This window comes from Gelidibacter maritimus, from assembly GCF_014062315.1.
GTDB classification, from domain to species: Bacteria; Bacteroidota; Bacteroidia; order Flavobacteriales; family Flavobacteriaceae; genus Gelidibacter; species Gelidibacter maritimus.
In genome coordinates, this window is sequence record NZ_JACGLT010000004.1 from 153,531 (window position 1) to 180,422 (window position 26,892).

General features: G+C 37.7%; 24 protein-coding genes and 1 tRNA gene. 12 read left to right on the forward strand and 13 right to left on the reverse strand.

What is annotated here, in order from left to right:
* Positions 1-108: 108 nt before the first annotated feature.
* From H3Z82_RS06820 to H3Z82_RS06855, 8 genes are all read right to left on the reverse strand, one after another.
* Positions 109-2,634, reverse strand: a complete 2,526-nt coding sequence (locus H3Z82_RS06820) for a PIG-L family deacetylase (RefSeq protein WP_182204028.1) — start codon at positions 2,632-2,634, stop codon at positions 109-111.
* 354 nt (positions 2,635-2,988) lie between these two features.
* Positions 2,989-3,531, reverse strand: coding sequence for a mechanosensitive ion channel domain-containing protein (locus H3Z82_RS06825; RefSeq protein ID WP_182204030.1), 543 nt, complete (start codon positions 3,529-3,531; stop codon positions 2,989-2,991).
* Between the two features lie 51 nt (positions 3,532-3,582).
* Positions 3,583-4,515 (reverse strand): septum formation inhibitor Maf, encoded by a 933-nt coding sequence (locus H3Z82_RS06830; protein WP_182204033.1) that lies wholly within the window; start codon positions 4,513-4,515, stop codon positions 3,583-3,585.
* Positions 4,516-4,545: 30 nt separating this feature from the next.
* Positions 4,546-5,139, reverse strand: a complete 594-nt coding sequence (locus H3Z82_RS06835) for a Maf-like protein (RefSeq protein WP_182204036.1) — start codon at positions 5,137-5,139, stop codon at positions 4,546-4,548.
* A gap of 203 nt (positions 5,140-5,342) precedes the next feature.
* A complete protein-coding gene (locus tag H3Z82_RS06840) occupies positions 5,343-6,266 on the reverse strand; it encodes a geranylgeranylglycerol-phosphate geranylgeranyltransferase (protein ID WP_182204038.1) in 924 nt (307 codons plus the stop codon).
* A gap of 228 nt (positions 6,267-6,494) precedes the next feature.
* Entirely contained in the window at positions 6,495-7,025 is a 531-nt protein-coding gene (locus H3Z82_RS06845; RefSeq protein WP_182204040.1) for a KdsC family phosphatase, read from the reverse strand.
* A complete protein-coding gene (locus H3Z82_RS06850) occupies positions 7,026-7,820 on the reverse strand; it encodes a Rossmann-like and DUF2520 domain-containing protein (RefSeq protein WP_182204042.1) in 795 nt (264 codons plus the stop codon).
* A gap of 114 nt (positions 7,821-7,934) precedes the next feature.
* Entirely contained in the window at positions 7,935-8,522 is a 588-nt protein-coding gene (locus tag H3Z82_RS06855) for a Crp/Fnr family transcriptional regulator (RefSeq protein WP_182204044.1), read from the reverse strand.
* Positions 8,523-8,595: 73 nt separating this feature from the next.
* On the opposite strand from H3Z82_RS06855, the gene H3Z82_RS06860 reads away from it, so the two are divergent.
* The 4 genes from H3Z82_RS06860 (at position 8,596) to mscL (ending at position 13,503) form a co-directional block, all read left to right on the forward strand.
* Positions 8,596-8,886 carry a hypothetical protein gene (locus H3Z82_RS06860; RefSeq protein ID WP_182204046.1) on the forward strand — a complete coding sequence of 97 codons (291 nt, stop codon included), beginning with the start codon at positions 8,596-8,598 and terminating at the stop codon, positions 8,884-8,886.
* A 6-nt stretch (positions 8,887-8,892) separates the two neighbouring features.
* The gene (locus tag H3Z82_RS06865; protein WP_182204048.1) at positions 8,893-9,294 is read left to right on the forward strand and encodes a group III truncated hemoglobin; all 402 of its coding nucleotides are present in this window, start codon (positions 8,893-8,895) and stop codon (positions 9,292-9,294) included.
* Between the two features lie 485 nt (positions 9,295-9,779).
* Positions 9,780-12,974 (forward strand): cytochrome c biogenesis protein, encoded by a 3,195-nt coding sequence (ccsA, locus tag H3Z82_RS06870; protein ID WP_182204056.1) that lies wholly within the window; start codon positions 9,780-9,782, stop codon positions 12,972-12,974.
* Positions 12,975-13,059: 85 nt separating this feature from the next.
* The gene (mscL, locus tag H3Z82_RS06875; RefSeq protein WP_182204059.1) at positions 13,060-13,503 is read left to right on the forward strand and encodes a large conductance mechanosensitive channel protein MscL; all 444 of its coding nucleotides are present in this window, start codon (positions 13,060-13,062) and stop codon (positions 13,501-13,503) included.
* 90 nt (positions 13,504-13,593) lie between these two features.
* Here the strand turns inward: mscL and H3Z82_RS06880 are convergent, their stop codons facing one another.
* Positions 13,594-14,271, reverse strand: coding sequence for an HAD family hydrolase (locus tag H3Z82_RS06880; RefSeq protein WP_182204061.1), 678 nt, complete (start codon positions 14,269-14,271; stop codon positions 13,594-13,596).
* Positions 14,272-14,623: 352 nt separating this feature from the next.
* Between H3Z82_RS06880 and H3Z82_RS06885 the strand changes: the two genes are divergently transcribed.
* From H3Z82_RS06885 to H3Z82_RS06905, 5 genes are all read left to right on the forward strand, one after another.
* A complete protein-coding gene (locus H3Z82_RS06885; RefSeq protein WP_182204063.1) occupies positions 14,624-15,793 on the forward strand; it encodes a trans-sulfuration enzyme family protein in 1,170 nt (389 codons plus the stop codon).
* A gap of 43 nt (positions 15,794-15,836) precedes the next feature.
* Positions 15,837-16,424, forward strand: a complete 588-nt coding sequence (locus H3Z82_RS06890; protein WP_220459139.1) for a TMEM175 family protein — start codon at positions 15,837-15,839, stop codon at positions 16,422-16,424.
* A 12-nt stretch (positions 16,425-16,436) separates the two neighbouring features.
* Positions 16,437-17,330 (forward strand): 23S rRNA (adenine(1618)-N(6))-methyltransferase RlmF, encoded by an 894-nt coding sequence (gene rlmF / locus H3Z82_RS06895; protein ID WP_182204065.1) that lies wholly within the window; start codon positions 16,437-16,439, stop codon positions 17,328-17,330.
* A gap of 209 nt (positions 17,331-17,539) precedes the next feature.
* A complete protein-coding gene (gene bshB1, locus H3Z82_RS06900) occupies positions 17,540-18,256 on the forward strand; it encodes a bacillithiol biosynthesis deacetylase BshB1 (RefSeq protein ID WP_182204067.1) in 717 nt (238 codons plus the stop codon).
* 167 nt (positions 18,257-18,423) lie between these two features.
* Positions 18,424-18,499: transfer RNA gene (locus H3Z82_RS06905), tRNA-His, on the forward strand.
* A 110-nt stretch (positions 18,500-18,609) separates the two neighbouring features.
* Here H3Z82_RS06905 and H3Z82_RS06910 read toward each other — a convergent pair.
* The 4 genes from H3Z82_RS06910 to H3Z82_RS06925 form a co-directional block, all read right to left on the reverse strand.
* A complete protein-coding gene (locus H3Z82_RS06910) occupies positions 18,610-19,044 on the reverse strand; it encodes a hypothetical protein (protein ID WP_182204069.1) in 435 nt (144 codons plus the stop codon).
* A 153-nt stretch (positions 19,045-19,197) separates the two neighbouring features.
* On the reverse strand, positions 19,198-19,977 hold the full coding sequence (locus tag H3Z82_RS06915; protein ID WP_182204072.1) for a S1/P1 nuclease: 780 nt from the start codon (positions 19,975-19,977) through the stop codon (positions 19,198-19,200).
* Between the two features lie 12 nt (positions 19,978-19,989).
* Entirely contained in the window at positions 19,990-21,342 is a 1,353-nt protein-coding gene (locus tag H3Z82_RS06920) for a DEAD/DEAH box helicase (RefSeq protein ID WP_182204075.1), read from the reverse strand.
* A 182-nt stretch (positions 21,343-21,524) separates the two neighbouring features.
* Positions 21,525-22,415 carry an aldose 1-epimerase family protein gene (locus H3Z82_RS06925; RefSeq protein WP_182204078.1) on the reverse strand — a complete coding sequence of 297 codons (891 nt, stop codon included), beginning with the start codon at positions 22,413-22,415 and terminating at the stop codon, positions 21,525-21,527.
* Positions 22,416-22,496: 81 nt separating this feature from the next.
* On the opposite strand from H3Z82_RS06925, the gene pabB reads away from it, so the two are divergent.
* The 3 genes from pabB to ade all read left to right on the forward strand — a co-directional run bounded on the left by pabB (position 22,497) and on the right by ade (position 26,806).
* The gene (gene pabB / locus H3Z82_RS06930) at positions 22,497-23,786 is read left to right on the forward strand and encodes an aminodeoxychorismate synthase component I (protein ID WP_182204081.1); all 1,290 of its coding nucleotides are present in this window, start codon (positions 22,497-22,499) and stop codon (positions 23,784-23,786) included.
* Between the two features lie 86 nt (positions 23,787-23,872).
* Positions 23,873-25,183 (forward strand): tRNA lysidine(34) synthetase TilS, encoded by a 1,311-nt coding sequence (tilS, locus tag H3Z82_RS06935; RefSeq protein WP_182204089.1) that lies wholly within the window; start codon positions 23,873-23,875, stop codon positions 25,181-25,183.
* Entirely contained in the window at positions 25,184-26,806 is a 1,623-nt protein-coding gene (gene ade, locus H3Z82_RS06940) for an adenine deaminase (protein WP_182204092.1), read from the forward strand.
* The last annotated feature ends 86 nt before the right edge of the window (positions 26,807-26,892 follow it).

Sequence of the window (26,892 nt, forward strand, 5' to 3'; positions counted from 1 at the left end):
TGGCAATCAAGACCAAGGTGTATGATTTTTTCCAAGGTTCTTTTGGTGGTTGATTTGTTGGTTTGTTCTGCATAATTGTGATGTTTTTTAAACTTATAAGATAAAACCTTAATTTTTCAATTGGTCGTCTGCTTTAGGTGTCTTTTTACCTACCGAAAGCATATTAGCAAATAATCGATAGGCGCCGGCCACACCTTCTGGGAATTCCCTGAAAAAGCTTAATCCTGTATAAATATAATGTCCTTTTCCATATTTGGCCACCAATAAGCTGCCTTCTTTTGGAGATTCGCCTTTGTCGTGCATAGATAATAGCGGCGTAAATTCTTTTGACCATTTGTCGGGAAAATAAAGGCCACGTTCTTGGACCCAACCTTCAAAGTCTCTTTGGGTGATTTTGTTGGGATAGTTGAGTAATTCATTAGAGGTGTTCAATAATACGACTTCTGAGTTTTCATCAGTCACACGATCCCGTGATAACTCCAATGGATATGGCGCTAAATCATCAACAACAAGACCGCCACTCGTGTTGTATTGGATAATTAAATTGCCTCCTTGTTCTACAAAATTGAATAACTGTTGCTGTTTAAATTTTAAGGCATCCACCGTGTTATAGGCTCTAATTCCAACTACAATGGCGTCAAAACGGTCAAGGTTTTCGGCGGTGATATCTTCGGGCTTGATAATGGTTACATGATAACCAATTTGCCGTAAACTTTCTGGAACAACATCTCCAGCCCCTTCAATATAACCAATGTTTTCACCTTTTTTCTTAATGTCCAATCGGACCACTTTACTTTCACTTGGCAACAAGACCATTTGAAACGGAATATGATCATAGTTGATCTCAACCAATTTTTTAGTGAAAACATTGTTGCCTATATGCACCATTGGTGTCAGTAGGCCTTCGCTCTGGTTTTTTGAAGGAATAACCGTGAAGTTCAAGATATGTTCTTCGCCTTTATTGGAGATGGCAATATTCTGCTTTTCAGGATACACCTGCCACCCTTTAGGATATGCCAGTTGAACATAACCTTCTAAATTTTTACGATTGGCCTTAACGACTACTTGAATATCCTTTTGTTGTTCATCGGCAAAAATAATGACCGGTTCAGCAATATGTGCGGAAGCTTCCGGAACTATTTCAAAAGGTTTATACACTTCACCTTTTACAGGATCATTAATTTTATAAATGACCGGTTTTGTATAGGCTAACATTTCACCTTCAATAGAAATATTAAAGGTTGCAGTGGTTGTTTTGGGTGTTTCCGGCAAGCCGATGAGCTGTTGGTCATCAACCTTGTACATGCCCAAAGTGCCTTTGTTTTCCAACCAATAAGGGGTGGAATAACTAGCGGTGGCCGGAATGTGTATTTGCGATTCATACTGGTGGGAATCATTGAACTTTAATTCGGTGTTTTTTGGAATGCTTGTGCCATCAGACAAAACTATGGCGCTTAATACCATGTTTTGGGGGCTGCGGTTGATGGCCTCCAATTTCAACTTCACATTGCTGTTTTTGGTGGCAAAATTAGATGCCGCTACGGCTTCCATAAACAATCCTGCGCAAGCAGCAATAACGTCTTTAAGGTCTTCAGACTTGATAGCTTTCCAGTGAGAATTTTCAAGTTGCTGAACCAATCGATAAGCCTCTATCAATTTTGGAATTGAGGCTGACGGATTTTTAAAATCGTAATTATCCTGAACTTCTTTCAGTAGTACTCCAATGCGTTTGCCGCCTTTAACACGGTTCCAGCTGGTATCAATACCTTCAAAAATATTGTTCTTGTCTTTTGGAGCGTCGCCTTTTATGAGTTCTAAATATTCAAAATCGCTTCCTCGGGTTCCTGTGTTTCCGAATCCCTGCGATTTATGGGCACTTCGGCTCAATGCGGCAATTTCGGGATTTGAAAGGCCCAGCGCCGGGTAAAAATCGCCTACATCTACCGCATATTGATTGGTTTTATCAGCAGCATCAAATTTTTCCTTACTGCCATAAAACCACCATGAGGTATTAAAGAATTCGCGTTTTGCCTGCCAAATATCAACAGACTGTAATTGATTTGGAAATTTTGAGGGATCTGCCGCACTATCAAAGGCCTCTACACTCAACATTGCTGAACTCGTATGATGGCCGTGGGTTGTCCCCGGACTTCTATGATCGAAACGATTAATGATAATGTCTGGTTGGAACTTTCGAATAGCCCAAACCACATCACTCAATACTTCCTTCTCATTCCATATGGCCAAGGTTTCATCGGGATGTTTGGAGTAACCGAAATCATCCGCTCTACTAAAAAGCTGTTCGCCACCGTCAATACCGCGTGCGGCCAATAATTCTTGGGTCCGGATGACTCCCAATAGCTCTTTCAGCTCTGGTCCAATAAGATTTTGACCGCCATCACCACGCGTCAATGAGAGATAGGCAGTTCTGGCCTTAACACCATTGGCCATATGAGCAATAAGTCGCGTATTTTCATCATCCGGATGTGCGGCAACATAAAGAACAGAACCTAAGAAATTGAGCTTTTCTATGGCTTGATAAATTTCTGAACTTGTGGGTTTTTTAGGATGTTGTGCTTGAGTTGAAAAGCAATAAAATAAAGTAATTAAAATGAAAAAATAAGGTCTGAACATTTTTTGGACTTTAGCGAATTCTTCAAATATAAAAAAGAAGCATCGTAATTTCCGATTTTAGTTTTTATTTAACTCATAATCGGAATAATTTGAAATACATCAAGGGGTTTAATTACTCAAAGTTCACAATTTCTCCAGTAGCGTCTTTAAAATAGGAGTAGGTGATAAATTTGATTTTTATCAATATTTATTGGGTAGACCAAGCCTGGTCGGAACCCGTTGATCGTGCGTAATAGGTTTTAGAACCTGCACGAATGGATGGTCTTTATCAATTAAAGATACTCATTTACAGGGTTATGAGCATTTTTAAATAAGGTGGCTCAAGGATTATGAAGAGGTATAGAGTTGGATATATTAGGTCAAATCGGTCCCGCCATCAAACACATCATAGATGGCGTCCTTTTTAATCAAGGTCACCGGTTTTTGGAGCATTAGGTTATTAGGATAGGTAATCAAATCGCCATTATCAATACGCAAATGTAGTTGAAAGGCTCTAATGTCTTCAATGATGCCTTCCAAAGGAAAATCATGATCGTGAATTTTTATTTTATCACCTACTTTATATGGGAAAGAGAGAAACATAATAATGCCCGAAGTGATATTGCTCAAAATCGACCAAATGGCAAAAAGACCGATCCCTATAACTGCAAATACGGATGAAAAAAGCACGACCAAATCGTTGGCCTGAGTTCCAAAAATAAAAGGAATGATTAAAAGAGCAAGCATCAGCAATGCCACACTCACGTAACGTTGCATTAATTGAGTACGCGCAAGGTTGATCCCGTTTTTTTGCGATATTTTACCAATGAGCGCATTGATGAAAAATCGGGTCACCAATAATAGAATAAGGACTATCCCTGTATAAATAAACTCTTTATGATAAGTTTGGAAAAACATAAATTTTCAATATAAAAATTATCTGCAAAGATACACAGAAAACGCAGAAGTCTAATTTAAACCTAAGCTTTCTCTCAATGGAAAATCGTTATTTGTGGTCTTGTTCCAATAGTCGGATTTTATAGTATTTATTTTAGTTGCTTTGGTGGTTAATGGCTTGGCGTTGTCACCAAAGCCGCTGATAAAAGTTTCTTCCCACGAGGTGATGTCAAAAGGAAATTGCGGATTGAAATTGATGCTCAAACTTCTGTTTAACTCTGGATAAGTGATGGTGTACGTACCTGCAAGCAATTCTGCGGAAGCGGCATAGGCTTTAAAAGGAACATGTCTGAGACGTAAAAACTCGAAAGAAGGGATGATTTTTAAATCCCCCGTTGGTAAGCTCTCCGGATTGATGCGCAACTGTGTCCATAATTCATTTTCGAGTATCGTTTTGCTCATGCTGAAATTTTCATCAGCTTCTCCTTCAAAATAGGAGTGGGAGGCCACATCAAATTCCGTTCGGTTATTGAGTTGGGTATAAACCTGACCGCACCATTCTTGTACAGAAGCTGTTATTTTTAAAGCATGTTGATTGTTTGCCAATGGGTAAAAAACACTTTGCATGATGCTGTAGGGGTAGATACCAGTATTGAAGTTTTTAGTGGCATTTAGTTTTAGGACAGCGATGTCTGAAGATGTAGTCTCATCTGCTTTCACTTGCTCGTCTCTTAAAAATGGTTCGGTAACAAACACCAATACCGCATTGCCTTCTCGGATTTCACCATAGCGCGCCTGTTCTAAAGTAAATGAAGTTATTTCGGCGGTATTGTCAAACCAATAGGCTTTGAATTCATCGGATAAAGGCTGAGCACTTTTCTGCTTTGCTTCTATGGTTGATGGTTTGATTTCTTGGGGTTTCTGAGTCGCTTCTGTACCTTCCTTGCAAGAGAAAATTAAAAGAATGAGGATAAAGGGAAACAATGTGGTATGTGATACTTTCATGGAAAATTGGTTTTGATTAAAAATACGATACTAAAGGCTTTTAACCATGTCTTTTAATGTTTTGTAAACCAGATGGGTTGGCAGACCCATCACATTAAAATAAGAGCCTTCTATTTTGGTCACGCCAATTTGACCAATCCACTCTTGAATACCATAAGCACCTGCTTTATCAAAAGGTTTGCACGTGTTGATATAATAGTTGATTTCTTCATCACTGAAGCGTTTGAAGGTCACTTTTGTGACGGCATTTACCGTTTTTTCGTAAGTAGGCGAGGTAAAGCAAACTGAGGTAATGACCTCATGGGTGGTGTTGCTCAGGGATTTTATAATTTCGAAAGCTTCTTTAGCATCTTTTGGCTTGCCCAATGCCTTGTTGTTGGCCCAAACAATGGTATCGCTGGTGATGAGAATATCGTTCGGTTTCAACTCTTTCTTGTAAGGTAGAGCTTTAAGTTGAGCAAGGTAATCACTGATCTCAAAATGATTCAATCGCTCCGGATATTCTTCATGGACCGGTTTTAATCTAATTTCAAATGTCAGACCCAAATCTTTGAAAAACTGATGTCGCCTTGGTGAGGCTGATGCTAAGATGATGTTGTGATGTTTTAGTTTTTCGTTGAGCATTTTTTTAGTCTTCAGTGTTTAGTGTTCAGTAAGCAGTAGGCAGTGTTTCGGCATTCGCAATTGCTAACCGCCTCTACAAAAGTTTCGGGCAAGCAGACGGGCAGACAGTGTTTTGTCTGCAGTTTCTTCTAACTTCCAGTTTCGATCTTCACACCTCTCCGAGCCTTCACGCGTCTGTGAGAGATTAATTCAACGAAAGTTACCTACTTCAAAACAATCGGATAAAGCAGTAAGGACAGCATCCCAAATAGCATGACCAATTTAAGCATATTGCTAATATGATGGTAGTGTTTTTTAGTTTTTGCGTGGAAAGTTTTTAGGGCGATATAAATTAATGGTACAACAATAAGCACGAAAAAATAACCGATAAACAATTCGTATTTCAAGAGGTAAGAGGCCACATAATATAAGGAACCAAATATTGGCAATAGAGAAACCACAAAAGCTACTTTTGATGCTCTGTCACGTCCAATGACTATTGGGAGCGTACTCATTCCCGATTTGTAATCGCCATCAACATCCTCAAGGTCCTTGATAATTTCGCGCACAAGATTGATCAGGAATGCAAATAAGGCGTAATCAAAAAGAATCTTAAAGAAGGTTAATTGTGTGGCTTGATTTTGATCGGTAATTACTGGCATTAATTCAAAAACTCCAACAATGAGAATGCTCATACCTACTAATACTGAGATCAAAATGTTTCCTACTAGAAGCATTTGTTTAAGATAGGATGCATAGATATAGAGCAATGCGGAGATGATGACAAAAATAGCAAAAAAGCCGCTCCTTCCTACCAGATGAGATAGGTAGAACCCAATAAGCACTCCAATCACATTGAGAACAATGAATAGGGCATAGGCGGTTTTTTCAGGAATCTTTACACCGATGATTACATCAGATGGTCTGTTGACCAAGTCCGTTTCAACATCGTAGATATCGTTGATGATATTTCCGGCTGCTGCAATACAAAGTGTAGCAATAACTAAAAGTCCAAACCCAAAACCATTGAGTGTAATTGTCAATTCTGTTTGGTCAATAAAAGGTTGAAATAAGGCGTATTTAATGAGTAATTGCACAAAGGCAATCATCAATAGGTTTTTCCAGCGGATTAAATTCAGAATATTCAATGGGTGGGTGGTGTTTGTTCGGAGTTATAGGTTCAGAAGTAATGAGTTCAAAACTCAAGAGTTTCAAGTTTAAAGTTTCAAGCTTTTCATCTCATATTTTATGTTTTTTCGAGCAGATTTTCGCAGACTTCAGTTTTTTTTAATTACTTAATATATAGCGTATTCATCTTAAAGTTAAATCCCTAATCACTTGGCCTTTCAACTTCACGCTCCGTGCTTCAAGCTTCATCAATCATACTTAGCATTAAAATTGCCATTCCATTTTCCTTGGACTTTCAAAACCTGTTCAATAACATCTCTTACGCAACCTTTGCCGCCATTTTTATGAGAAATATATTTCGAAATAGCCTTAATTTCTGGAACGGCATCTTGCGGACAGGTAGGTAGGCCCACAAGTTTCATTACAGGAAAATCCGGAATATCGTCGCCCATATACAGCACCTCTTCATGTTTAATGTCATGTTTTTCCATATAAGCATCTAGTTGCTCAATTTTATTGTTGGCACCAAGATAGATGTCAGTAACACCAAGTGCCTGCAGTCTATGGCGGACACCTTCATTATTGCCGCCTGAGATAATGCACAAATGGAAACCTGCTTCTATGGCGGTTTTCATGGCAAAACCGTCCTTTGTATGCATGGTTCTAAGCATTTCGCCAGTAGTGGTGAGTGAAATTGTGCCATCGGTTAATACGCCGTCAACGTCAAATATAAAAGTGGTGATTTGAGCGAGGTATTCTTTATAACTTTTTTCTTCCATTTACTTTGTTTTTTTTGATCGAACAGTGGCGCCCGTTGCCACACGATGTGTTTTTTGGATGCTGGCAGTCAAGAGCTCATAGATTGCCTGATGCTGTTCATCTTTTAATAAATCGATATGTTTTTTGAGGGTTTTCTTATCATTGCGTTTTGCCGGACCAGTTTGTGCCATATATGGCGATAAAATCTGAACTTTTTTTGCAGTTTCTAAGATTAAAGGTTTCAGAATATCAAATTCCACGCCCTCCGCTTCAGTAATTTCATGTGCCACACGATACAATTGGTTGGTGAAATTATTAACAAATACAGCGGCCAGATGTAAAGCTTTGCGCTGGTTGGTATTAACTTTATGGCTATTGCTGCCAACTGCTTTTGCTAGGCCTTTCAGAATTCTGCGATCTGATTTGTCAATAGCCTCAATACAAATGGGCACATCTGCAAAATTTAATTCTGCAGTTTTACTAAAGGTCTGTAAAGGATAAAATACCCCACGACGGTTTTTTTTGTCGAGGTCATGAATATTGACTGTGCCAGACGTATGGACCACCAATCGGTTTTCAAACGTCAATTGCGATGATAAATTGGCAATTGCATCATCACTGACAGCAATAATATATAAATCGGCTTCTTTTAATTCTGATAAATTGTCTGTGATGGCCACCTTGTTCTTGTAAGAACTTAGATGGCTAATATTTCTGTTAAACCACTGGCTTACAGTAATATCATTTGCGTTGTAAAAAGCGTTGAATAAATGCGTTGCGACATTGCCTGCCCCAAGAATAACCACTGAAATCATGCCGCTAAATTAATGAAGAAATAGGAATTAAGAATTAAGAAATCGGAATTTTTGGGTTTCTTACAGTATTCACTTTCCGATTTGTTTTTATGTTCTTCCATGGTTTTTCGATTTTTAGATATAAACCTTTCTGTCAATTATAGCTAAAGCCTCTGATTTTTCGAGTTTTTTAATGGCTCTGATAACTGTTTCTACCCGTAGACCGGTTAAATCTGAAATTTGCTGCCTTGTTAGAGGCACTTCAAAACTGTTATCCCTCTGAGTGCTACCTTTAAGATGGTGCAGTAAGGTTAAAATACGATGTTCTGGTGGATAAATTGAGACCTCTCTTGCTATCTTAGCCTTATAGACCATACGTTTGCAAATCAATTTTGTGAATTTTAAATGAATGTCGGGGTGAGTTTTTAAAAGCTTAAAAAAGGCCAACTTAGAAAGCATGTAGATTTTAGAGGTCTCGAGCGCCAACGCCGTTGCTGGATATTTAAAGGCACCAAACAATGGCGGTTCTCCAAAGGAGTTGCCACTCTCAAAATAGCCCTGTACAAATTCTTTTCCTTCTTCCGTCATATTGTACATTTTGACTTGTCCTGTTTGGATCTGAAAATAGAAATCTGCTCGTTCACCTTCATTGAAAATGATTCGATCTTTAGAATAGGTCTTTAAACTACCTCCAAAAGCATGTATTGTATCTTCGGGAATCATGATCTTATGATTTGAATCATAAAAGTACGAATAAACGTTTAGGAACTTTGTAAGAACTCAAAAAATAAGAACTATGACACTCTATAACAAAGGGCTCGAAGATTTTAAAGAACATTTGACCTTATATGTTCCGTTGTCCATCATTTTTCAAAGTTGCTTAGGTTCTATTGCAGCCATGTTTATTTTAATGAACAGTACTTATAATTTTCGTTTCTTGGACTTAATTTTAGTTGTTAGCTTTGCCATGGCGTATAATGGATCTTTATATGCACAATTGAAGCCGAAAATTATCTATAATTTATTGATCGCAACAATTTTAGTGCATTCAACGTTCCTCATCATTAATTTGATACGTTTAGCATAATGTATAATGGAAAAAAAGGACATTCAAGATAGGGACGATGTATTTCTACTCGTTTCAGAATTTTATAAGAAGGTTAGAAAAGATGAGATTTTAGGCCCGTTTTTTAATCGGGTCATCACCGATTGGGATGCTCATATTGAGCGTTTAACCACATTTTGGGAAACCAGCTTGTTTATGACCAGAAAATTGGATAACCGATATTTTGGAAACCCTCTACAAGTGCATATTGACGTTGATAAAGAAAATGACAATACCATTACAGAACTGCATTTTGGTCTATGGTTGAATTTATGGTTTGCAACGCTGGACGAGCTTTTTGATGGTGAATATGCTCAAAACGCTAAAAATAGGGCGCGTAAAATGGGAACTTTTATGTATTTGAACATTTTTCAGGCACGCCAGGAATAGGATATAAAGTTTTCAATCCGTAACGAATGGCTCACATTGCATAGGTTTTAAATAGATTAATAGACCGGCTGTCTGATGTTGAAGTCGTAAAATGCAGCCTCTACAATTTTGATTTATCCAATCTTCTGCGATTTTCAATTCGAGTGCACATTAATCTATAATGGGCAAGTATTCAATGCTTTATATAACGATTCAAATCTTCTAAACACAATCATTTTATAATGACCATGTTAGGTCATTTTTTGTTTTCCGATGAATCATTGGAAGAACAGCAAGGGGTAATGATTGTTGGGTTATCCAAGACGAACACTTGGCATTTAAGGTAATAGTTTAAAAGGCTATAGGTTCTAATTTCAAATAGTTTTTTTAAAAATTTGGGACAATATAGTTATCTGAAATTTAACATTCAATATGCCTTCAATCATCAACAAAAAAGGCTAAATTTGCACTGCTTAATTGAACACCCAAAAATTAGTTCTTCTATCATGCAAAAAAGACTCGCTAATATTCTTTTCTCCACCCGTTTAACTGCCATTTTATTTGTTGTATTTGGCTTAGCTATGGCCATAGGGACATTTTTAGATGCCAATCAGGAAACTTCACCAACACCTTACACGCGACATTTAATTTACAACGCTTGGTGGTTTGAAGCCATTATGGGAATTTTTATGATCAATTTTTTTGGTAATATCTCTCGCTACAGACTCTGGCGTAAGGAGAAATGGGCGACCCTGACCTTACATTTATCTTTCGTTTTGATCATTTTTGGTGCATTTATCACCAGATATATTGGCTATGAAGGCATGATGCATATACGTGAAGGTGCATCTGAAAAACAATTTTTGTCACAAAAAACCTATGTTACTGCTTATATTGATGGCGATTATATGGTCAATGGCGTGGCTCAACGTAAAATTATTGAACGCGAAGTCGACTTTTCATACCGATTAGACAATAAACTCCACATAGAAACTGATTATGACAATACGCCGATCACTATTGAATTGGAAAAATACATCAAAAGTGCAGAAATAGATATTCTACCAGACCCATCGGGGGAGTCGTACCTTAAATTAGTTGAAGCTGGAGATGGTCAACCTCACAATCATTTCCTGAAAGTTGGCGAGGTTTCTAATCTTCATAACGTTTTAGTGGCTTTAGATAAACCAACCCCGGGTGCTATTAATATCACCTCCACCCCTGATGGCTTGACCATTGAGTCGCCTTATGAAGGAAGTTATATGACCATGGCAACCATGGAAACGGGCACTGTTGTAAAAGACAGTGTGCAACCCTTAGTTTTACGATCGCGATACCTTATTGGAAATATGTCTATGGTGTTTCCGAAACCTATAGAAAAAGGTGTTTTTGATGTGGTCAAAAAATCTGAAATGCTGGCGGGGGATGAGGATGGCGTTGTGCTTAAAGTTACAGTTGATGGCGAAACCAAACGAGTCAACTTATTGGGCGGTCCGTTTAAAAACAATCCTTTTGAACAGGTTAAATTTGGAAATTTAGACATTGCACTTAAATATGGTTCCAAATTGATGGAATTGCCATTTGAAGTAAAACTCAACGAATTTATCGCTCAAAAATATCCAGGAACCGAAAAGAGCTATTCGTCTTATGAAAGTAAGGTGACGGTATTGGATGAAGAACAGGGCGATTTTGATTATCATATCTATATGAATAATATTTTGGATCACAGAGGTTATCGTTTTTTTCAAGCAAGTTTTGACCCCGACGAAAAAGGAACAATTCTTTCTGTTAACCATGATTTTTGGGGAACTTGGGTAACTTATATTGGATATATCTTATTGTATATTGGACTTATGGCGATTTGGTTTGACAAAAACACACGATTTGCTGATTTGAATCGCATGCTCGAAAAAGTTAAAAGTCAAAAACGAAAACTTGCCACAATTTTATTAATTGGGTGTTCAGCCTTAGGGTTTTCTCAATCTCATTCGCCTGATGATGGGCATCGTCATAATGACAGACCAACCAAAGCCCAAATAGATTCAGTCCTTAGAGCTAATATTACCCCAAAAGAACAAGCCGATAAATTTGGACACATGGTGGTTCAGGATTATAGTGGCCGTATGATGCCAATGGATACGTATGCTTCCGAAATGCTACGTAAGTTGAGCAAACATGATACTTATGAAGGGTTTACTGCCAATCAGGTCATGTTGTCCATTCAGGAAAGTCCGTTGCTCTGGTATAATGTACCCGTTATTTATTTGGCTGCAAATAAAGCGGATACTATCAGAAAGATTATAGGGGCGCCTATGGATCAGAAATATGTGGCATTTATCGATTTCTTTACGGAAGAGGGCATCTACAAATTAGAGCCTTACCTTGAAAGTGCTTACAGAGCGGCAATACCTAATGGATCTCAAAAGGAGTTTAAAGAGGCCGATCAACGCGTTAACTTATTGCATAATGCATTAGAGGGACGTGCCATGAAAATTTTCCCGGTTCCAGAAGATGATAACAATAAGTGGATATCTTCAAAGGAATTTAGAGATGGCGGTTATCGTGAAAAAATAAGCGATTCGCTTTTGGGGAATTTTATAAACAATGGTTTCAGCGCTTATTTACTGACGCTCAATCAAGCCAAACAGGATGGCGATTTCTCACGAGCAGATGCAGTGTTGAATGGGATTAAAAAAACTCAGGAGAAATATGGCAGTGAGGTCATGCTATCTGATAAAAAGATAGAAACCGAAATTGCCTATAACAAATATGATATTTTTAAGAATCTGTTTAGTTGGTATATGTACGTAGGAACACTGATGTTCATTTTGCTAATTGTACAAATTTTTAACGGCAAGAATAAGTTTGTTAATGTCAGTATTAAAGTCTTCGGATTTATTCTTTTAGGGTTATTTGTACTTCATACCGCAGGGTTGGGTGTACGCTGGTACCTGTCGGGCCATGCGCCTTGGAGTGATGCCTACGAATCGATGATTTATGTAGCTTGGGCAACCATGTTCTTCGGGTTGGCTTTTGGTCGAAAAAGTGATCTTACAATTGCCGCAACGGCTTTTGTGACTGCTATTATTTTGATGGTGGCTCATTGGAATTGGATGGATCCTGCCATTTCAACCTTGGAACCGGTATTGGATAGCTATTGGTTAATGATTCACGTGGCCGTTATTGTAATGAGCTACGGACCCTTTACTTTAGGAATGATATTGGGAGCAGTCTCTCTGATTTTGATGATCTTTACCAACGAAAAAAATAAAAAGAAGATGTTGCTCAATATCAAAGAGCTTACAATCATTAATGAATTGGCCCTGACTACTGGTTTAGTATTATTGACCATCGGAAACTTTTTAGGTGGGATGTGGGCCAACGAAAGCTGGGGCCGTTACTGGGGATGGGATCCAAAAGAAACATGGGCATTAATCAGTATTATGGTCTATGCTTTTGTTATCCACATGAGATTGGTTCCGGGCCTACGTGGGCGTTTTGGATTTAACTTGGCGTCGATAATTGCTTTTGCAAGTATTATGATGACCTATTTTGGAGTGAATTTCTACCTATCAGGACTCCATGCCTACGCCAGTGGTGATCAAATTGTCAGCTTAAAGTTTATTGCTATTACCGTTGCAATTGTAACCATATTGGCCATATTTGCTTATCGAAAATATGCTATTTACTATAAAAAATAAAACTTAATTTGTTCTATTAAGATATCAGCCATAAACCATTGTTTGTGGCTGTTGTCATTAATCTTAAACCAAAAACTATAAATAGATGGGCTTTTTTAAACAATTTAAAGAATTTGCCGTAAAAGGTAATATGATGGACATGGCCATCGGTATCATTATTGGAGCGTCGTTCAATAAAGTGATTGATGTCTTGGTGAAAAAAGTATTAATGCCGCCTTTGTCCTTAATGACCGATGGTTTAAACTTTCAGGACAAGCGTTTTATTTTAAGGGACAAAGTGATGGATCCGGCTGGAGAGCTCGTCTCGGACGAAGTGGCAATAGGTTATGGTGCCCTTTTTGAAGCGTTTATGGATTTCATGATCATTGGGATGACCGTTTTTCTTGTGGTCAAATTCATGAATAGCCTTAAAAACAAGGCTCATGATGTCAAAGATAAAACCATCAAAACACCAAAGGACATTGAGTTGCTTTCACAGTTGACAGAGTTGATCCAAGAGCAGAATGACTTGCTAAAAAAGCAGAAGTAATGTCCTAATTGTTTTCTTAATTGAAAAAAAGACAATGTCAGTCTGAAATTTTAACGCTTTGTAATAGTTTTAAATCAGCTAACAGGATTGCTACTTATCAGCAAGAACAGAATTGAAATGTTTGGAAATGGTTTCATACGCAATATCCTTAAAATCGTTCACGACCATGTCGGCAAGTGAGAAATCTTGATCATTTGATTCTAAGCCATCATAGCCAACGCAAAAAATACCAGCATCTTTTGCTGCTTTGATTCCGTTTGTCGAATCTTCAATTACCATACATTGATCGCGGTCAAATCCGGCCGCCTTAGCAGCATTTTCAAAGATTTCAGGATGTGGCTTGGACGCTTTTAAATCGGCGCCACTCAATTTGGCCACGAAATATTGGTTTAAATTGAAACGCTTGAAAATATTATTGATGTTTTCCATGGTTGCAGAAGACGCAAGTACCAAGGTCAATCCATTGTTGTAATAATCTTTAATCAGGTCTAAAACTCCAGGTAGAAGATCTAATTCGTCGTCGTTTTCAAATAAATTCTTGAAGTGATAACGTTTAATTTCCTGTAAGGTTTCAGTACCCAATGGCAAATTAAAATGTTTGATCAACATGTCACAAATCGCACGTGTGGACTGTCCTGTAAAAGTAGAATAAAGATCATCTGGGACCTCTATATTGACATCGTCAAACATGAGGGCATAAGATTTTTGATGCAATGGCTCAGTGTTCACAATAACACCGTCCATATCAAATAATACGGCTTTAAGCATTTGGAGAGTAATTTATTAATAGCGTTACGAATATAAGTTAAATGAGTTACAATGCCTAAAATACAGTTTTTAAGTTTAGATATTTTTTTAGAAGATTAGATTTATACATGTATCTTGTAATGGTTTTTCTTATTCAAATTTTTAAAACCTCTATGCTCAGCACCGGGCTTATGGCGCGAAGCTTTCCACTATGGAAAATATAATTTTTATTCCTTTTTTCTTCATCTTTTTATCTGTCCTGTTCATTTCGGCACCATGTTTCTTGATTTTACCGTTATAAAAAGCACTTTGATATTTCATCGATGTATAATCAAATATTCGTAATTTTAAAGCTTATTAAATTTTAGAACCCATGTCAAAATCAAAATACGGATTAAACACCATTTGCACGCACGTTGGCGAAATCAAGGATGAACAGTTTAAAGGAGCGGTATCGCCTATTTATATGTCTACATCATATCAATTTGACGATGTTGATGTGAAACGTTATCCACGGTATTTTAACACACCAAACCAAGAACATTTGTCCAAAAAGATAGCAGCCTTGGAGCATGCCGAAGCAGGAATGATTTTTGGAAGCGGAATGGCAGCCATTAGCACAGTGTTTTTGGCATTTTTAAAACAAGGCGATCATATTGTGGTCCAAAATACCTTATATGGTGGCACCAGCAATTTTATTAGGGAAGAGTTTCCTAAATACGGTATCGAATTTACGTTTACGGATGGATACGAGGTTGCCGATTTTGATGCGGCCATCCAACCGAATACAAAGCTAATTCATATAGAAACCCCATCCAATCCCTTGTTGACCATCACGGATATTAAGGGGGTTGCTGATTTGGCAAAATCGAAAAACATTATCACCACAATTGATAATACCTTTGCAAGTCCTGTCAATCAAACACCAATCGATTTTGGAATTGACATTATCATGCATTCCGCTACAAAATATTTGGGAGGCCATTCTGATATATTGGCAGGTGCGGTTGCGTGCAGTAGAACTCATATGGAGGCCATTTTTAATGTAGCCAAGAATTTAGGTGGTAGTTTGAGTGATATGACCGTTTGGATGCTGGAGCGCAGTATGAAGACTTTGGCTTTACGCGTCAAGGCCCAAAATAAAAATGCCCAAAAATTGGCTCAATTTTTATCAGCTCATGAGGACGTCAAACAGGTGTATTATCCTGGGCTCAAAACCCATCCTCAGTACGCTTTGGCAAAATCGCAAATGAAAGGATTTGGAGGCATGCTTTCTTTTGAGCTGGTTGATGGATTGGATGCCATGGCATTCCAAAAGGAATTGAAATTGATCAAACCGTCAATGAGTTTGGCAGGTGTTGAAAGTACAATGCTATCGCCTCATAAAACCTCTCATGCTTTACTGACCCAGGAAGAGCGAGATAAAATAGGTGTGAGTGATAATTTGATTCGCTTCTCGGTGGGGATAGAATCTAAAAAAGATCTGATTGCAGATATTGAGCAAGCCATTGAGACGGTAAAAAAAGCAAAACTACAGGCGTAAGACTAAGGTTTTGAGAACTAATGCCGCAAACAAACCGTAATTTATGATAAATAAAGGCAGATTAGAAGCATTCACAGATGGCGTTTTGGCAATTATCATTACCATAATGGTTCTGGAGCTTAAAGTGCCACACGGCGGTGATTTTAAGGACTTACAAGGTGTATTTCCCGTTTTTGGTAGCTATGTTTTGAGTTTTATTTATGTCGCAATTTATTGGAATAACCATCATCACATGATGCAAACGGTAAAGGAGGTTTCAGGAACAATTCTGTGGGCCAACATCCATCTGCTTTTTTGGCTGTCACTGATTCCTTTTGTAACCGGTTGGATGGGTGAAAATGATTTTACAACGGCCTCGGTATTTTTGTACGGTATAGTGTTGTTATGTGCTGCTATTGCTTATTTTATTTTGCAAAATGCTATTATCAAAAATCAAGGAAAAGACTCTATATTGAAAGCTGCATTAGGAAGAGACATCAAAGGAAAGGTGTCTCCAATTTTATATGTCTGTGGCATTGTTGGCACTTTAGTTGATGTAAGAATTGGGGAAGCTATTTTTGTTTTGGTAGCCTTGTTGTGGTTGATTCCAGATAAAAGAATAGAAAATAAATTAAAAGATCTGTCGCAATAAAACCTTAATAATTTGCATAAAAACTCATTTCATCTTGAAAATTACGATTTTGACCTGCTTGTAAAAAATCATGAGCCATTAAAACCTTATGTTTATGTCAATGATTATCAAACCAAAACCATCGATTTCTCGAACCCGGATGCGGTAAAATCTTTAAATACGGCCTTGTTGTTTACATATTACAACATTCAGTTTTGGGGTTTTCCTGACCAAAATCTATGTCCACCCATACCAAGTCGCGCGGATTATATGCACCATCTGTCCGATTTATTGAGACGAAGCCATTTAAAAACGGATGTCAAAGTTTTGGATATTGGTGTGGGCGCCAGTTGTATCTACCCTTTATTGGGCAATGCACTCTTTAGTTGGCAATTTGTAGGTACAGATATTGATGAAAAGTCCCTGCAATTTGCCCAAAAAATTATCGACAAAAACAATTTTGGAGATGCCATTACATTGCGTCATCAAAAAGATTATCAGCACATTTTAAAGGGGATCCTTAAACCATCGGATAAGTTTACTGCTTCTATTTGCAATCCGCCATTTTTTAAAAGTCAGGCGGAGGCTCTTGATGCCACCAAAACAAAATTGAAAGGATTGGGTAAGAACGTCGATAAAGTAGTTAGAAACTTTAGTGGGACACCAAAAGAGTTGTGTTACGCCGGTGGAGAGAAAGCGTTTTTGCACAATTATTTGTATGAAAGTTCCCAATTCCCTAAACAGTGCTACTGGTTTACAAGTTTGGTATCAAATGTCAGCCATGTCCGATCAATGGAGGCCTCATTGAAAAAATTGGGAGCAACTGAGTTCCAGGTTTTGGATATGATTCAAGGTAATAAAGTAAGTAGGGTAGTGGCTTGGTCATTTTTGACCGAAAAGGAACAAAACGATTGGATTAAAAATTAAACTTTAATGATGGAATTGAAGTCAGTAGTGTTTGAAAACAGACTGGACCTCTGTTTCATTTCAGAAATTTAAAACATAAGAATTGTCAAGTTATGATTCATGTATGAAATGGGGTTAATTCGTGACATTCGTGGTTAAAATTAGACAGCAATTGGAAGCCAAATAGCAGTTAGTTGTAACCTTTAATTAGAAAATAAAACTATAAACAGATGAAATTAGACATTTTGGCGATCGGTTCTCACCCAGATGACGTAGAGTTAGGCTGTGGTGCCACCATTGCAAAAGAAGTCCACAACGGTAAAAAAGTGGGGATTATAGATCTTACGCGCGGCGAACTTGGCACTCGGGGCACCGCTGAAACTAGAAAATCGGAAGCCGCAGAAGGCGCAAAAATATTAGGTGTTGTGGTGAGAGAGAATATGGGTTTTGCGGATGGTTTTTTTATTAATGATAAAGCGCATCAATTGGAACTGATCCGAATGATCAGAAAATATCAACCAGAAATGGTCTTATGCAATGCCATCAATGATCGGCATATTGACCATGCCAAGGGCAGCCAATTGGCGAGAGATGCCTGCTTTTTAAGCGGATTGATGAAAATTGAAACCGAATTGAATGGAAAAGTACAACAACATTGGCGACCAAAATATGTGTACCATTATATTCAATGGAAAAATATTGAGCCGGATATTGTGGTTGATGTGTCGGGATTTATGGATAAAAAAATGCAAGCAGTTGCAGCTTATAAAACGCAATTCTTTGATCCTGAAAGCAAAGCACCCCAAACACCCATCAGCAGTAAAAACTTTACAGATAGTATTGATTATAGAGCGAGAGATTTAGGGCGACTGATAGGAACAGAGCACGCCGAAGGTTTTACGGTAGAGCGGTATGCTGCAGTTAAAAGTTTATTCGATTTAATATAATATTTTCATCAAAAGACTTTGTAAACATTAGTAAATAAATTACATTTGCAGTCGCATTTAAGAATGCGGTTACATGGTGGTCGTAGCTTAGTTGGTTACCCGCCCGTACCGAACGGCACGTTCGGGCGGGGAGCATCGTTAAGATGTTCCTATAAAAAGTGCAATACGGTGGTTGTAGCTCAGTTGGTTAGAGCATCGGTTTGTGGTACCGAGGGTCGCCGGTTCGAGCCCGGTCTTCCACCCAAAATTTAAGCCTTCAAAGCAATTTGGAGGCTTTTTTTGTACACTGATTTTTTAAATGTGGCCAATTAAGGTTCAAGTCAAAAAGTTAGGGCGAGAGAATACCAATTGTCCTAATATCTATAAATGATTTGTTGGTTCCAACCATCAATATTTAATGGTACCTCACTTTGAGTTTTTATTTGGAATGGAGTAAGGTCAAAAGAAATTGATTTTTGAAATATAGCATCACATAGCTCTTCATTTATTAATTCCATTTTGACAGATCGTTGTAATGGAAAAACAGCGTAAAAGGCATCTACACTATATAAATTCTCTTCCCACAATTCTGTTCCGCAGCCACTGGAACTATATGTTATTTCCAAACAATCACTAATTAATTCAATTTCAGTTATCACATAATTTGAAGTAATGATGGAATTAAATTCACCTTCGGAAACAATTTCAGAGATGAGACTGCAGTTCTGATCAACAGAAGAATTATCATCATCGGTGTTGCAACTGAAAATTAGGATATATAGAGAAATAATTAGAATATTTTTTTTCATAATATATAGTCCGTTTTCTATTAGATGTAAAAAATTGAAATGGTTGTGTCAAAATCCCAACTTATATTAAATTTAATAGTATTCTACCGCAAAAATTTTACTCGAATGTTCTATAGATTAATAGGATTTTAGTCTGGAGAATGTCTACAACTTTTAGAATAAATCGTTTAAAACCTTCGCTAATCTAATCCCCGCAATCTGCAATTGGGTTCTTGCTATGTCCAAATATTCATAGGAATAGGCGTAACGTAAATTTTCTCCTTCCTCGACGGAGTTGTAGATGGTTTTCGTTAAGTGTTGTGTGGAATTCACCCAATCAACAATAGATCCTTGTTGAAGAAACTTGATTTGCTTTTTTGATATAAATTCAGCATTTGCGGCCAATTCACTATAACTCATATTGTAGGACTCAATCATTTGACTGTCCCAAACTCTATGAAGGTTAGTGTCTTTAAATTGCCATTTTACTTTAATATCGTTGCCGCCACGGTCTTCTTCCCGCCCAATATGTAATGGTTGGTGTAAATCGCCAATCAAATGAATCAACATTTTCAAATAAAAAGCTTTATCAGCATCGGAGGCTTTATCGTCCTTAATGACTTTTTTACAATAGGCAATACCAGTGACCAAATCGCCTTTTGGATTTTTTTTGGACGACTCATAATCCTCATCAAGGGACATATTCACATAATGCCAAGAGTCAAATTCGTTGTAACGCGGATCGGCCTTAATTTCATCGGCAAAGGTAGATACGAAGGCTAAGGATTGGTGATTTAATAGTTTTTTGAGATGACGCTTTGTTTTATTGCTCGTGTATTGATCGGCTATGGCTCCTACAACACGATGTCCAGTAGCACCCCATTTTTTGTTGGCGAAACTATTGGTGTTGAAAAGTAGAACTGTAGTAATAATAAATATTGTTATTGATCTCATAATTGTATAAAACTATTTTCTCTTATTTCTTTTATTGTAGTTTTTATCGCCTCTTGTTTTAGGTTTTTTATACTTCTTCGCGATGTCTCTTTTGTATGAGCCTCCCTGATTTACCTTCTTATTTTTATCCTTTTTTTCATGAAAGGCAGGTCCTGGAAGATCTTCATCACGTCTTTTTATAGGGTTGTAACGCTCCTTATTTTGTGGACGTTCTTCCTCAATGAGTTCTGTTGAAAGTGAAACTGCATCGGGAATCTCATTTAGCGGTATTTCCATTTGCATCAAACCTTCAATCGCTGTTACCCATTCTTGTTCAGCCTCGGTAGAAAATATTAAGGCATGACCTTTTCGCTCCGCGCGACCAGTCCTTCCAATACGATGCATATAGTTTTCCGGGAAGTGTGGGGTGTCAAAATTGATAACATGACTGATATGGTCAATATCGAGTCCACGAGCCATCACATCGGTAGCTATTAAGATGCGATTCTCACCTTCTCGGAATTGCTCAATACTCCGCAATCGATAATTTTGTGTTTTGTTGGAATGGATGACGGAGCTTTCATTAGGAAAAAGTGCTTCGATCTTGTCAAATAATAAATCCGCCATTTTCTTATAGGCCACAAAAATCAACACTTTATTGAAAGCTTCTTTATCCTTGAGCAAATGCTCCAAGAGATTTACTTTAGTATAAAAGTTGGGCACATTATAACGCGCTTGAACGATATTTTCCAGTGGTGTCCCTGAGACAGCAACGGTAATTTTTTCTGGATTGGTAAAAAAGTCAGTAATCAATTCATCCACATCATCAGTCATCGTCGCAGAAAACATGATATTCTGACGACGTTCTGGTAGAATATCGAAAATATTTAAGAGTTGATACCTAAATCCCAAGTCGAGCATAACATCCACCTCGTCAATCACCATCTTTTGAATGGATTTCAATGGTAAGACATGGCTCACCGCCAAATCAAATAAGCGTCCAGGGGTGGCCACAATAATATCCAAGCCTTGTGCAACGGCCTGTCTTTGAGTGTTGATGTTGACGCCACCATAAATACCGAGCACTCTCACGTTAATATATTTGGTCAGCTTTTCAATATCCTCAACCACTTGAACAACCAGTTCGCGTGTGGGCACTAAAACCATCACTCGCGGATTATCTTGTTTAGAAAAAGGTAAGTTCTTAAGTATGGGCAGCATATAGGCGTAAGTTTTACCTGTACCAGTTTGTGCAATACCCACCACATCCTTGCCAGAGGCCACAACATTAAATGCTTGTTCCTGAATAGGAGTAGGTGTGGTAAAACCTAAGTCGTCTAAGGCGTTGTATAACGGGGTGTTTAAATTTAGGTTTTTAAAGCTCAAGATGTGTGATGTTTTTTTATGTTAAACTATTGATGGGTGATAACTTTTAATTTGATAGGGTGTAAAATTTTATTTCAACCAACCACCGCCAACCGCCAACCGATAACCGACAACGGATAACCGATAACGGATAACCGATAACTCTATCTTTATTCTGGCCAAAGTTAAAACTAATAATCAACTTACACTAAATGCCCTTCGTGTATTTCGATGGTGTAGGAAGCGATATAAGTGTTGTTCTTTTCTAAAGCCACAATGCCTTCTTTGTCTTTCAATATGTAATTGCTGTCCTCAGAATCAGCTAAGCCTTGCCATGGTTCAATACAGACAAAGTTGGCTTTCGGTTTTGCCCATATTCCTAAAAAAGGGAAATCCTCGAATTCAAAATTTAAAATTTCACCATGGTTTTTGCTGATCAACGCGACGTTCTTCGATTTCAAATCTTTAAAAACAAGCGCATCTTTATCAAACAAATGCGCGTGTAGCGGAATTGTATCAGGAGTTTTGAATACAGCCTCGGTTTCTGAAGTGAAAAGTCCTGTACTTACGTTTAGTAGATGGGTATGTGAGGTTTCAGGATGTTCAAATTGCAAACTGTAATCATTATAAGATTCCCCAGGATATAAAGGGCACTTGAATGCTGGATGTCCACCTACAGAAAAATAAATGGTTTTGTCATCTCTGTTTTTAACGGTATAGGTGATTTTAATTTTATTTTCTACCAATGAATAGCCCACCAGAAATTCAAATTTAAACGGGTAATTCAGTAGCGTTGTTTCAGAATATGTCAATTTAAAATTTAAGAGGTTTTCGCTTTGTTCAGCTAATTCAAAAGCGTTGCTACGTCTTGTAAACCCGTGTCTCGATAAGTGATAGGCTTTGTTTTGATAAGTAAACTTGCCGTCCTTCAATTCGCCTACAATGGGAAATAAATTGGGGGCATGGCCATTCCATATTTCAGGATTGCCATCCCACATAAATTCTAAGCCATTTTTCACAGCTGAAATTTTTTGTAATTCTGCGCCTACAGGGTGGATGGCAATTTCCAGAAGCGAATTCTTTAAGGTAAACATGGTTTTGATATTTTTAACTAAAGTACAAAGTTCTTAATTAGTTTGTAGAATCTCATTAACTTTACCTCGGAAAATTGAGCCTTGAGAACACAGCACACCTATACCATTCTATCCCCTGATTTTAAGACCCAGCTTTTGCAGTGGAGCCAACAATTTTATGAAGTTGTTTGGTTGGACTCCAATAAATATTCTCGAAAATATGGTAGCTATGACGCGGTTTTGGCAGTTGATGCGTTTACGAGTATCACTACCGATAGCTATCAGGCATTTGATAAACTACACGAGTATCAAAGCGTGACCAAGGATTGGGTTTTTGGCTATTTGACTTACGATTTAAAAAATGATCTTGAAGATCTAAACTCCAATAACTTTGATGGATTAAACTTTCCAGAATTATTCTTTTTTCAACCAAAGAAAATTTTTTTGATTAAAGGCGATGTTCTTGAAATGCACTATTTGAAAATGGTGGATGACGAATTTGAATCTGATCTTAAAGAAATAGAGCAATGGACGAACAATAAGGTTGACCATGTTTCAGAAAAAATTAATATAAAATTACGATTGACCAAGGATCACTATTTTGAAAAGGTCAATAAGATGCTATCGCACATTCAAAGAGGCGATATTTATGAAGCTAATTTCTGTCAGGAGTTTTATGCTGAAAACACGCCAATTGATCCATTGGAAACCTACCAAAAACTGAACAGCATCTCAAAAGCGCCTTTTACGACTTTTTTTAAAAATCAGCAGTATTACGCTTTGTCGGCATCTCCTGAACGCTATTTGAAAAAGGACGGCACTGTTGTGATTTCGCAACCTATTAAAGGAACTGCTCAACGTTCGTCAGATCCTGGAGTGGACGAACAACTAAAAGAGGAGCTCAAAAACAATCAAAAGGAACGTAGTGAAAACATCATGATTGTAGATTTGGTGCGAAATGATCTTTCACAAACCGCTATTAAAGGTAGTGTCAAGGTGGAGGAATTATGTGAAGTATATTCCTTTGAACAGGTACATCAATTAGTTTCGACCATCACATCAGTTGTTGAGAAGGAAACCTCTCCAGTTACTATATTAAGGACAACTTTTCCTATGGGAAGTATGACAGGAGCGCCTAAGATTTCAGCAATGAAAATTATTGAAGATCTTGAGGAAACCAAACGCGGACTTTATTCTGGTGCCATCGGTTATTTTAGTCCGACGGGCGATTTTGATTTTAACGTCGTTATTAGAAGTATCTTGTATAATGCAGAAAATCACTATGTTTCTTATTCGGTAGGTGGTGCGATTACTGCAAAAAGTGATCCCCAAAAGGAATATGAGGAATGTTTGATCAAGGCGAAGGCAATGAAGCAAGTGCTTGAAAATTAGCTATATTAATACAATTAATTTTTCAGGTTGACGATCAAAATAAGAATGCGCAATAAAAATCGACAGATACCATAAAACTCAAAATAATGTTACAGACTTTTCAGAAACATCTTGACACGCATTTAGGCATGCTCCACGGCAGCCGACTGCTCTTGGCCATTTCTGGAGGCTTGGATAGTGTTGTTTTAACGCATTTATGTCATCAATTAAAATTAAAGATCTCCTTGGCACATTGCAACTTTAATTTGAGGGCAGCTGAGAGTGATGCTGATGAGGACTTTGTATTGGAGTTGGCGGATGATTTGGACATGGATGTTTATATTGAAAGTTTCGATACGGAGACTTATGCTAAAGAACATCATATTTCCATTCAAATGGCAGCTCGGGAACTCCGTTATACTTGGTTTTTTGAGTTGGCAGAGCAATTGGACTTTGACTATATCCTAACGGCACACCACGCCGATGATAATCTCGAAACATTTTTGATCAACCTGACCCGGGGTACTGGATTGGATGGGTTAACCGGGATTCCTGAAGTATCTGATAAAATTGTGCGACCATTGTTGCCATTTTCAAGAGAAGCATTGGAAACTTATGCGAAAAAGGAACAAATTGAGTGGCGAGAGGATGCTACGAATGCATCCACAAAATACGTGAGAAACAAATTACGGCACGATGTGATTCCGACATTAAAAGAGGTGAACCCACAATTGCTACAAAATTTTCAAACCACGATTTCGAATTTGCAGGACAGTCAAAATTTGATTGATGATGCGGTGGTAAGGATGCAGAAAAAAATTGCCAAACTAGAGGATAATGTTATTAAACTCAATATTAAGAAGCTAAAAAAACGGTCTAATCCCAAAGCGTATCTCTATCAACTTTTAAAAGGCTATAACTTTACAGCTTGGAATGACGTGGTCAATTTGCTCGATGCACAATCAGGAAAACAAGTCTTTTCTTCCACCCATCGGTTGCTAAAGGATCGGAATTTCTTGTTGTTGAGCGAAATAGGGCAAGGCGAAGAAGAGGAGATCATCTCCATTTTAAAATACGACAAGAAAATAAAAACACCTTTTGGAAATCTGATTTTTGAATTAGTTGAGAAAACGTCTGACGCTTCAAAAGACATCATTTTTGTTGATGCCGACGCCATTCAGTATCCTTTGAAAGTGAGGAAATGGCGTCATGGCGAATTTTTCTATCCTAAAGGAATGCAGGGAAAGAAGAAGTTAAGTAAATATTTTAAAGACGAAAAACTTTCTTTGTTTGATAAAGAGAACGTATGGATTCTCTATTCAGATGAAAAAGTGGTCTGGGTGATAGGGCGTCGGGCTGATGAACGGTTTATAGTGAATGAAAACACCACAAATATTTTAAAAATAGAAGTATATTAAATGAAACTACAAGGGCAAATTGTTGATATTGAAAATCGACGCATTTTTAAGGGCGAAATCACAGTACAGAATAAAAAGATAGTTAGTATTGTAGAGCTTGAACATGACGTTGATCACTATATCCTTCCGGGTTTTATAGATGCACATATTCATATTGAAAGTTCCATGTTGGTGCCCAGTGAATTTGCGCGTTTAGCTGTGAAACATGGTACTGTGGCAACCGTTTCAGATCCGCATGAAATAGCGAATGTGCTTGGCGTTGAAGGTGTCGAATTTATGATTGAAAACGGAAAAAAAGTACCGTTTAAATTTAATTTTGGCGCACCGTCATGTGTTCCAGCGACCTCATTTGAATCGGCTGGGGCCATAATTGATTCTGAAGGGATTAAAAAACTTCTTGAAAATCCAGATATAAAATACTTAGCGGAAATGATGAATTATCCCGGTGTATTGTTTGATGATCCTGAAGTTTTGAAGAAAATCGAATGGGCGAAACATTTTAACAAACCTGTGGATGGACACGCACCAGGAGTTTTAGGAGACGACATTACTAAATACATCAATGCAGGCATTACAACTGATCACGAGTGCTTTTCTTATGAAGAAGGGCTTGAAAAGCTTCAAAAAGGCATGAAAATCTTGATCAGAGAGGGTAGTGCTGCCAAAAACTTTGAAGCCTTGATTGATTTATTACCGGAGCATTATGAAAATATGATGTTCTGCAGTGACGATAAACATCCTGACGATTTGCTATTACATCATATAAATCACCTCTGTGCGAGAGCGGTTGCAAAAGGTATGGACATCTTTAAGGTGTTACAAGTGGCGTGCATCAATCCCGTAAAACATTATGGTTTGGAAGTTGGCACATTAAACGTTGGAGATGCCGCTGACTTCATTGTAGTTGAGGATTTAAAAACATTCAAAACCTTGCAAACCTATAGTGATGGCCAATTGGTTTTTGATGGCGGTATCTCTTTGATTGAGAGAATTTCTTTTAAAAATCTAAATAATTTCAACACATCTAAAAAGAAGCTAAGTGATTTTAAGTTTGAATCTACTTATAAGAACATCCGGGTGATTGTAGCCATGGAAGGCCAATTGGTGACCAATGAAATTATAACGGCCAGTTTGAGTAAAAACGGTAATTTGATTTCTAATGTTGAAAAGGATGTTTTGAAAATGACCGTGGTCAATCGCTATCAAGATCAACCGCCGGCTGTTGCGTTTATTAAAAATTTCGGATTGAAAACAGGAGCGATTGCTAGCTCTGTTGGTCACGACTCTCACAATATAATTGCTGTTGGTGCTTCTGACGAGGCTATTTGTAAAGCGGTGAATTTGCTTATCGAAAATAAAGGCGGAATTTGCGCGGTTTCAGATTCTGAGGAACACATCTTGCCATTACCAGTTGCCGGAATTATGAGCGATCAAGATGGTGTAACCGTAGGAAAGCAGTATGCTGCGCTTGATCAGATAGCCAAGGAACTGGGCAGTACTTTAAAAGCACCTTATATGACCTTATCATTTATGGCACTTTTAGTCATTCCAGCATTAAAACTAAGTGATAAAGGTCTTTTTAACGGGAAAGACTTCAAGTTCACCACCCTGGAAATTGATTGAAAACTCAGCGTATCTCTGTGTCTTCTCCCTGTAAATCAGTGCAATATCTTCTTAATTATAAATTGCATAATTCCGATGAGATCTCA

What these genes read in the sequence shown, in the direction of transcription:
- H3Z82_RS06845 (WP_182204040.1), bottom strand. Translation starts at nt 7,025, where the DNA reads ATGGAAGAAAAAAGTTATAAAGAATACCTCGCTCAAATCACCACTTTT.
- ccsA (WP_182204056.1), top strand. Translation starts at nt 9,780, where the DNA reads ATGCAAAAAAGACTCGCTAATATTCTTTTCTCCACCCGTTTAACTGCC.
- ade (WP_182204092.1), top strand. Translation starts at nt 25,184, where the DNA reads ATGAAACTACAAGGGCAAATTGTTGATATTGAAAATCGACGCATTTTT.
- mscL (WP_182204059.1), top strand. Translation starts at nt 13,060, where the DNA reads ATGGGCTTTTTTAAACAATTTAAAGAATTTGCCGTAAAAGGTAATATG.
- H3Z82_RS06830 (WP_182204033.1), bottom strand. Translation starts at nt 4,515, where the DNA reads ATGAAAGTATCACATACCACATTGTTTCCCTTTATCCTCATTCTTTTA.
- H3Z82_RS06885 (WP_182204063.1), top strand. Translation starts at nt 14,624, where the DNA reads ATGTCAAAATCAAAATACGGATTAAACACCATTTGCACGCACGTTGGC.
- bshB1 (WP_182204067.1), top strand. Translation starts at nt 17,540, where the DNA reads ATGAAATTAGACATTTTGGCGATCGGTTCTCACCCAGATGACGTAGAG.
- H3Z82_RS06860 (WP_182204046.1), top strand. Translation starts at nt 8,596, where the DNA reads ATGACACTCTATAACAAAGGGCTCGAAGATTTTAAAGAACATTTGACC.
- H3Z82_RS06890 (WP_220459139.1), top strand. Translation starts at nt 15,837, where the DNA reads ATGATAAATAAAGGCAGATTAGAAGCATTCACAGATGGCGTTTTGGCA.
- H3Z82_RS06865 (WP_182204048.1), top strand. Translation starts at nt 8,893, where the DNA reads ATGGAAAAAAAGGACATTCAAGATAGGGACGATGTATTTCTACTCGTT.
- H3Z82_RS06825 (WP_182204030.1), bottom strand. Translation starts at nt 3,531, where the DNA reads ATGTTTTTCCAAACTTATCATAAAGAGTTTATTTATACAGGGATAGTC.
- H3Z82_RS06855 (WP_182204044.1), bottom strand. Translation starts at nt 8,522, where the DNA reads ATGATTCCCGAAGATACAATACATGCTTTTGGAGGTAGTTTAAAGACC.
- H3Z82_RS06850 (WP_182204042.1), bottom strand. Translation starts at nt 7,820, where the DNA reads ATGATTTCAGTGGTTATTCTTGGGGCAGGCAATGTCGCAACGCATTTA.
- H3Z82_RS06915 (WP_182204072.1), bottom strand. Translation starts at nt 19,977, where the DNA reads ATGAGATCAATAACAATATTTATTATTACTACAGTTCTACTTTTCAAC.
- H3Z82_RS06910 (WP_182204069.1), bottom strand. Translation starts at nt 19,044, where the DNA reads ATGAAAAAAAATATTCTAATTATTTCTCTATATATCCTAATTTTCAGT.
- tilS (WP_182204089.1), top strand. Translation starts at nt 23,873, where the DNA reads ATGTTACAGACTTTTCAGAAACATCTTGACACGCATTTAGGCATGCTC.
- H3Z82_RS06880 (WP_182204061.1), bottom strand. Translation starts at nt 14,271, where the DNA reads ATGCTTAAAGCCGTATTATTTGATATGGACGGTGTTATTGTGAACACT.
- H3Z82_RS06835 (WP_182204036.1), bottom strand. Translation starts at nt 5,139, where the DNA reads ATGCTCAACGAAAAACTAAAACATCACAACATCATCTTAGCATCAGCC.
- H3Z82_RS06925 (WP_182204078.1), bottom strand. Translation starts at nt 22,415, where the DNA reads ATGTTTACCTTAAAGAATTCGCTTCTGGAAATTGCCATCCACCCTGTA.
- H3Z82_RS06820 (WP_182204028.1), bottom strand. Translation starts at nt 2,634, where the DNA reads ATGTTCAGACCTTATTTTTTCATTTTAATTACTTTATTTTATTGCTTT.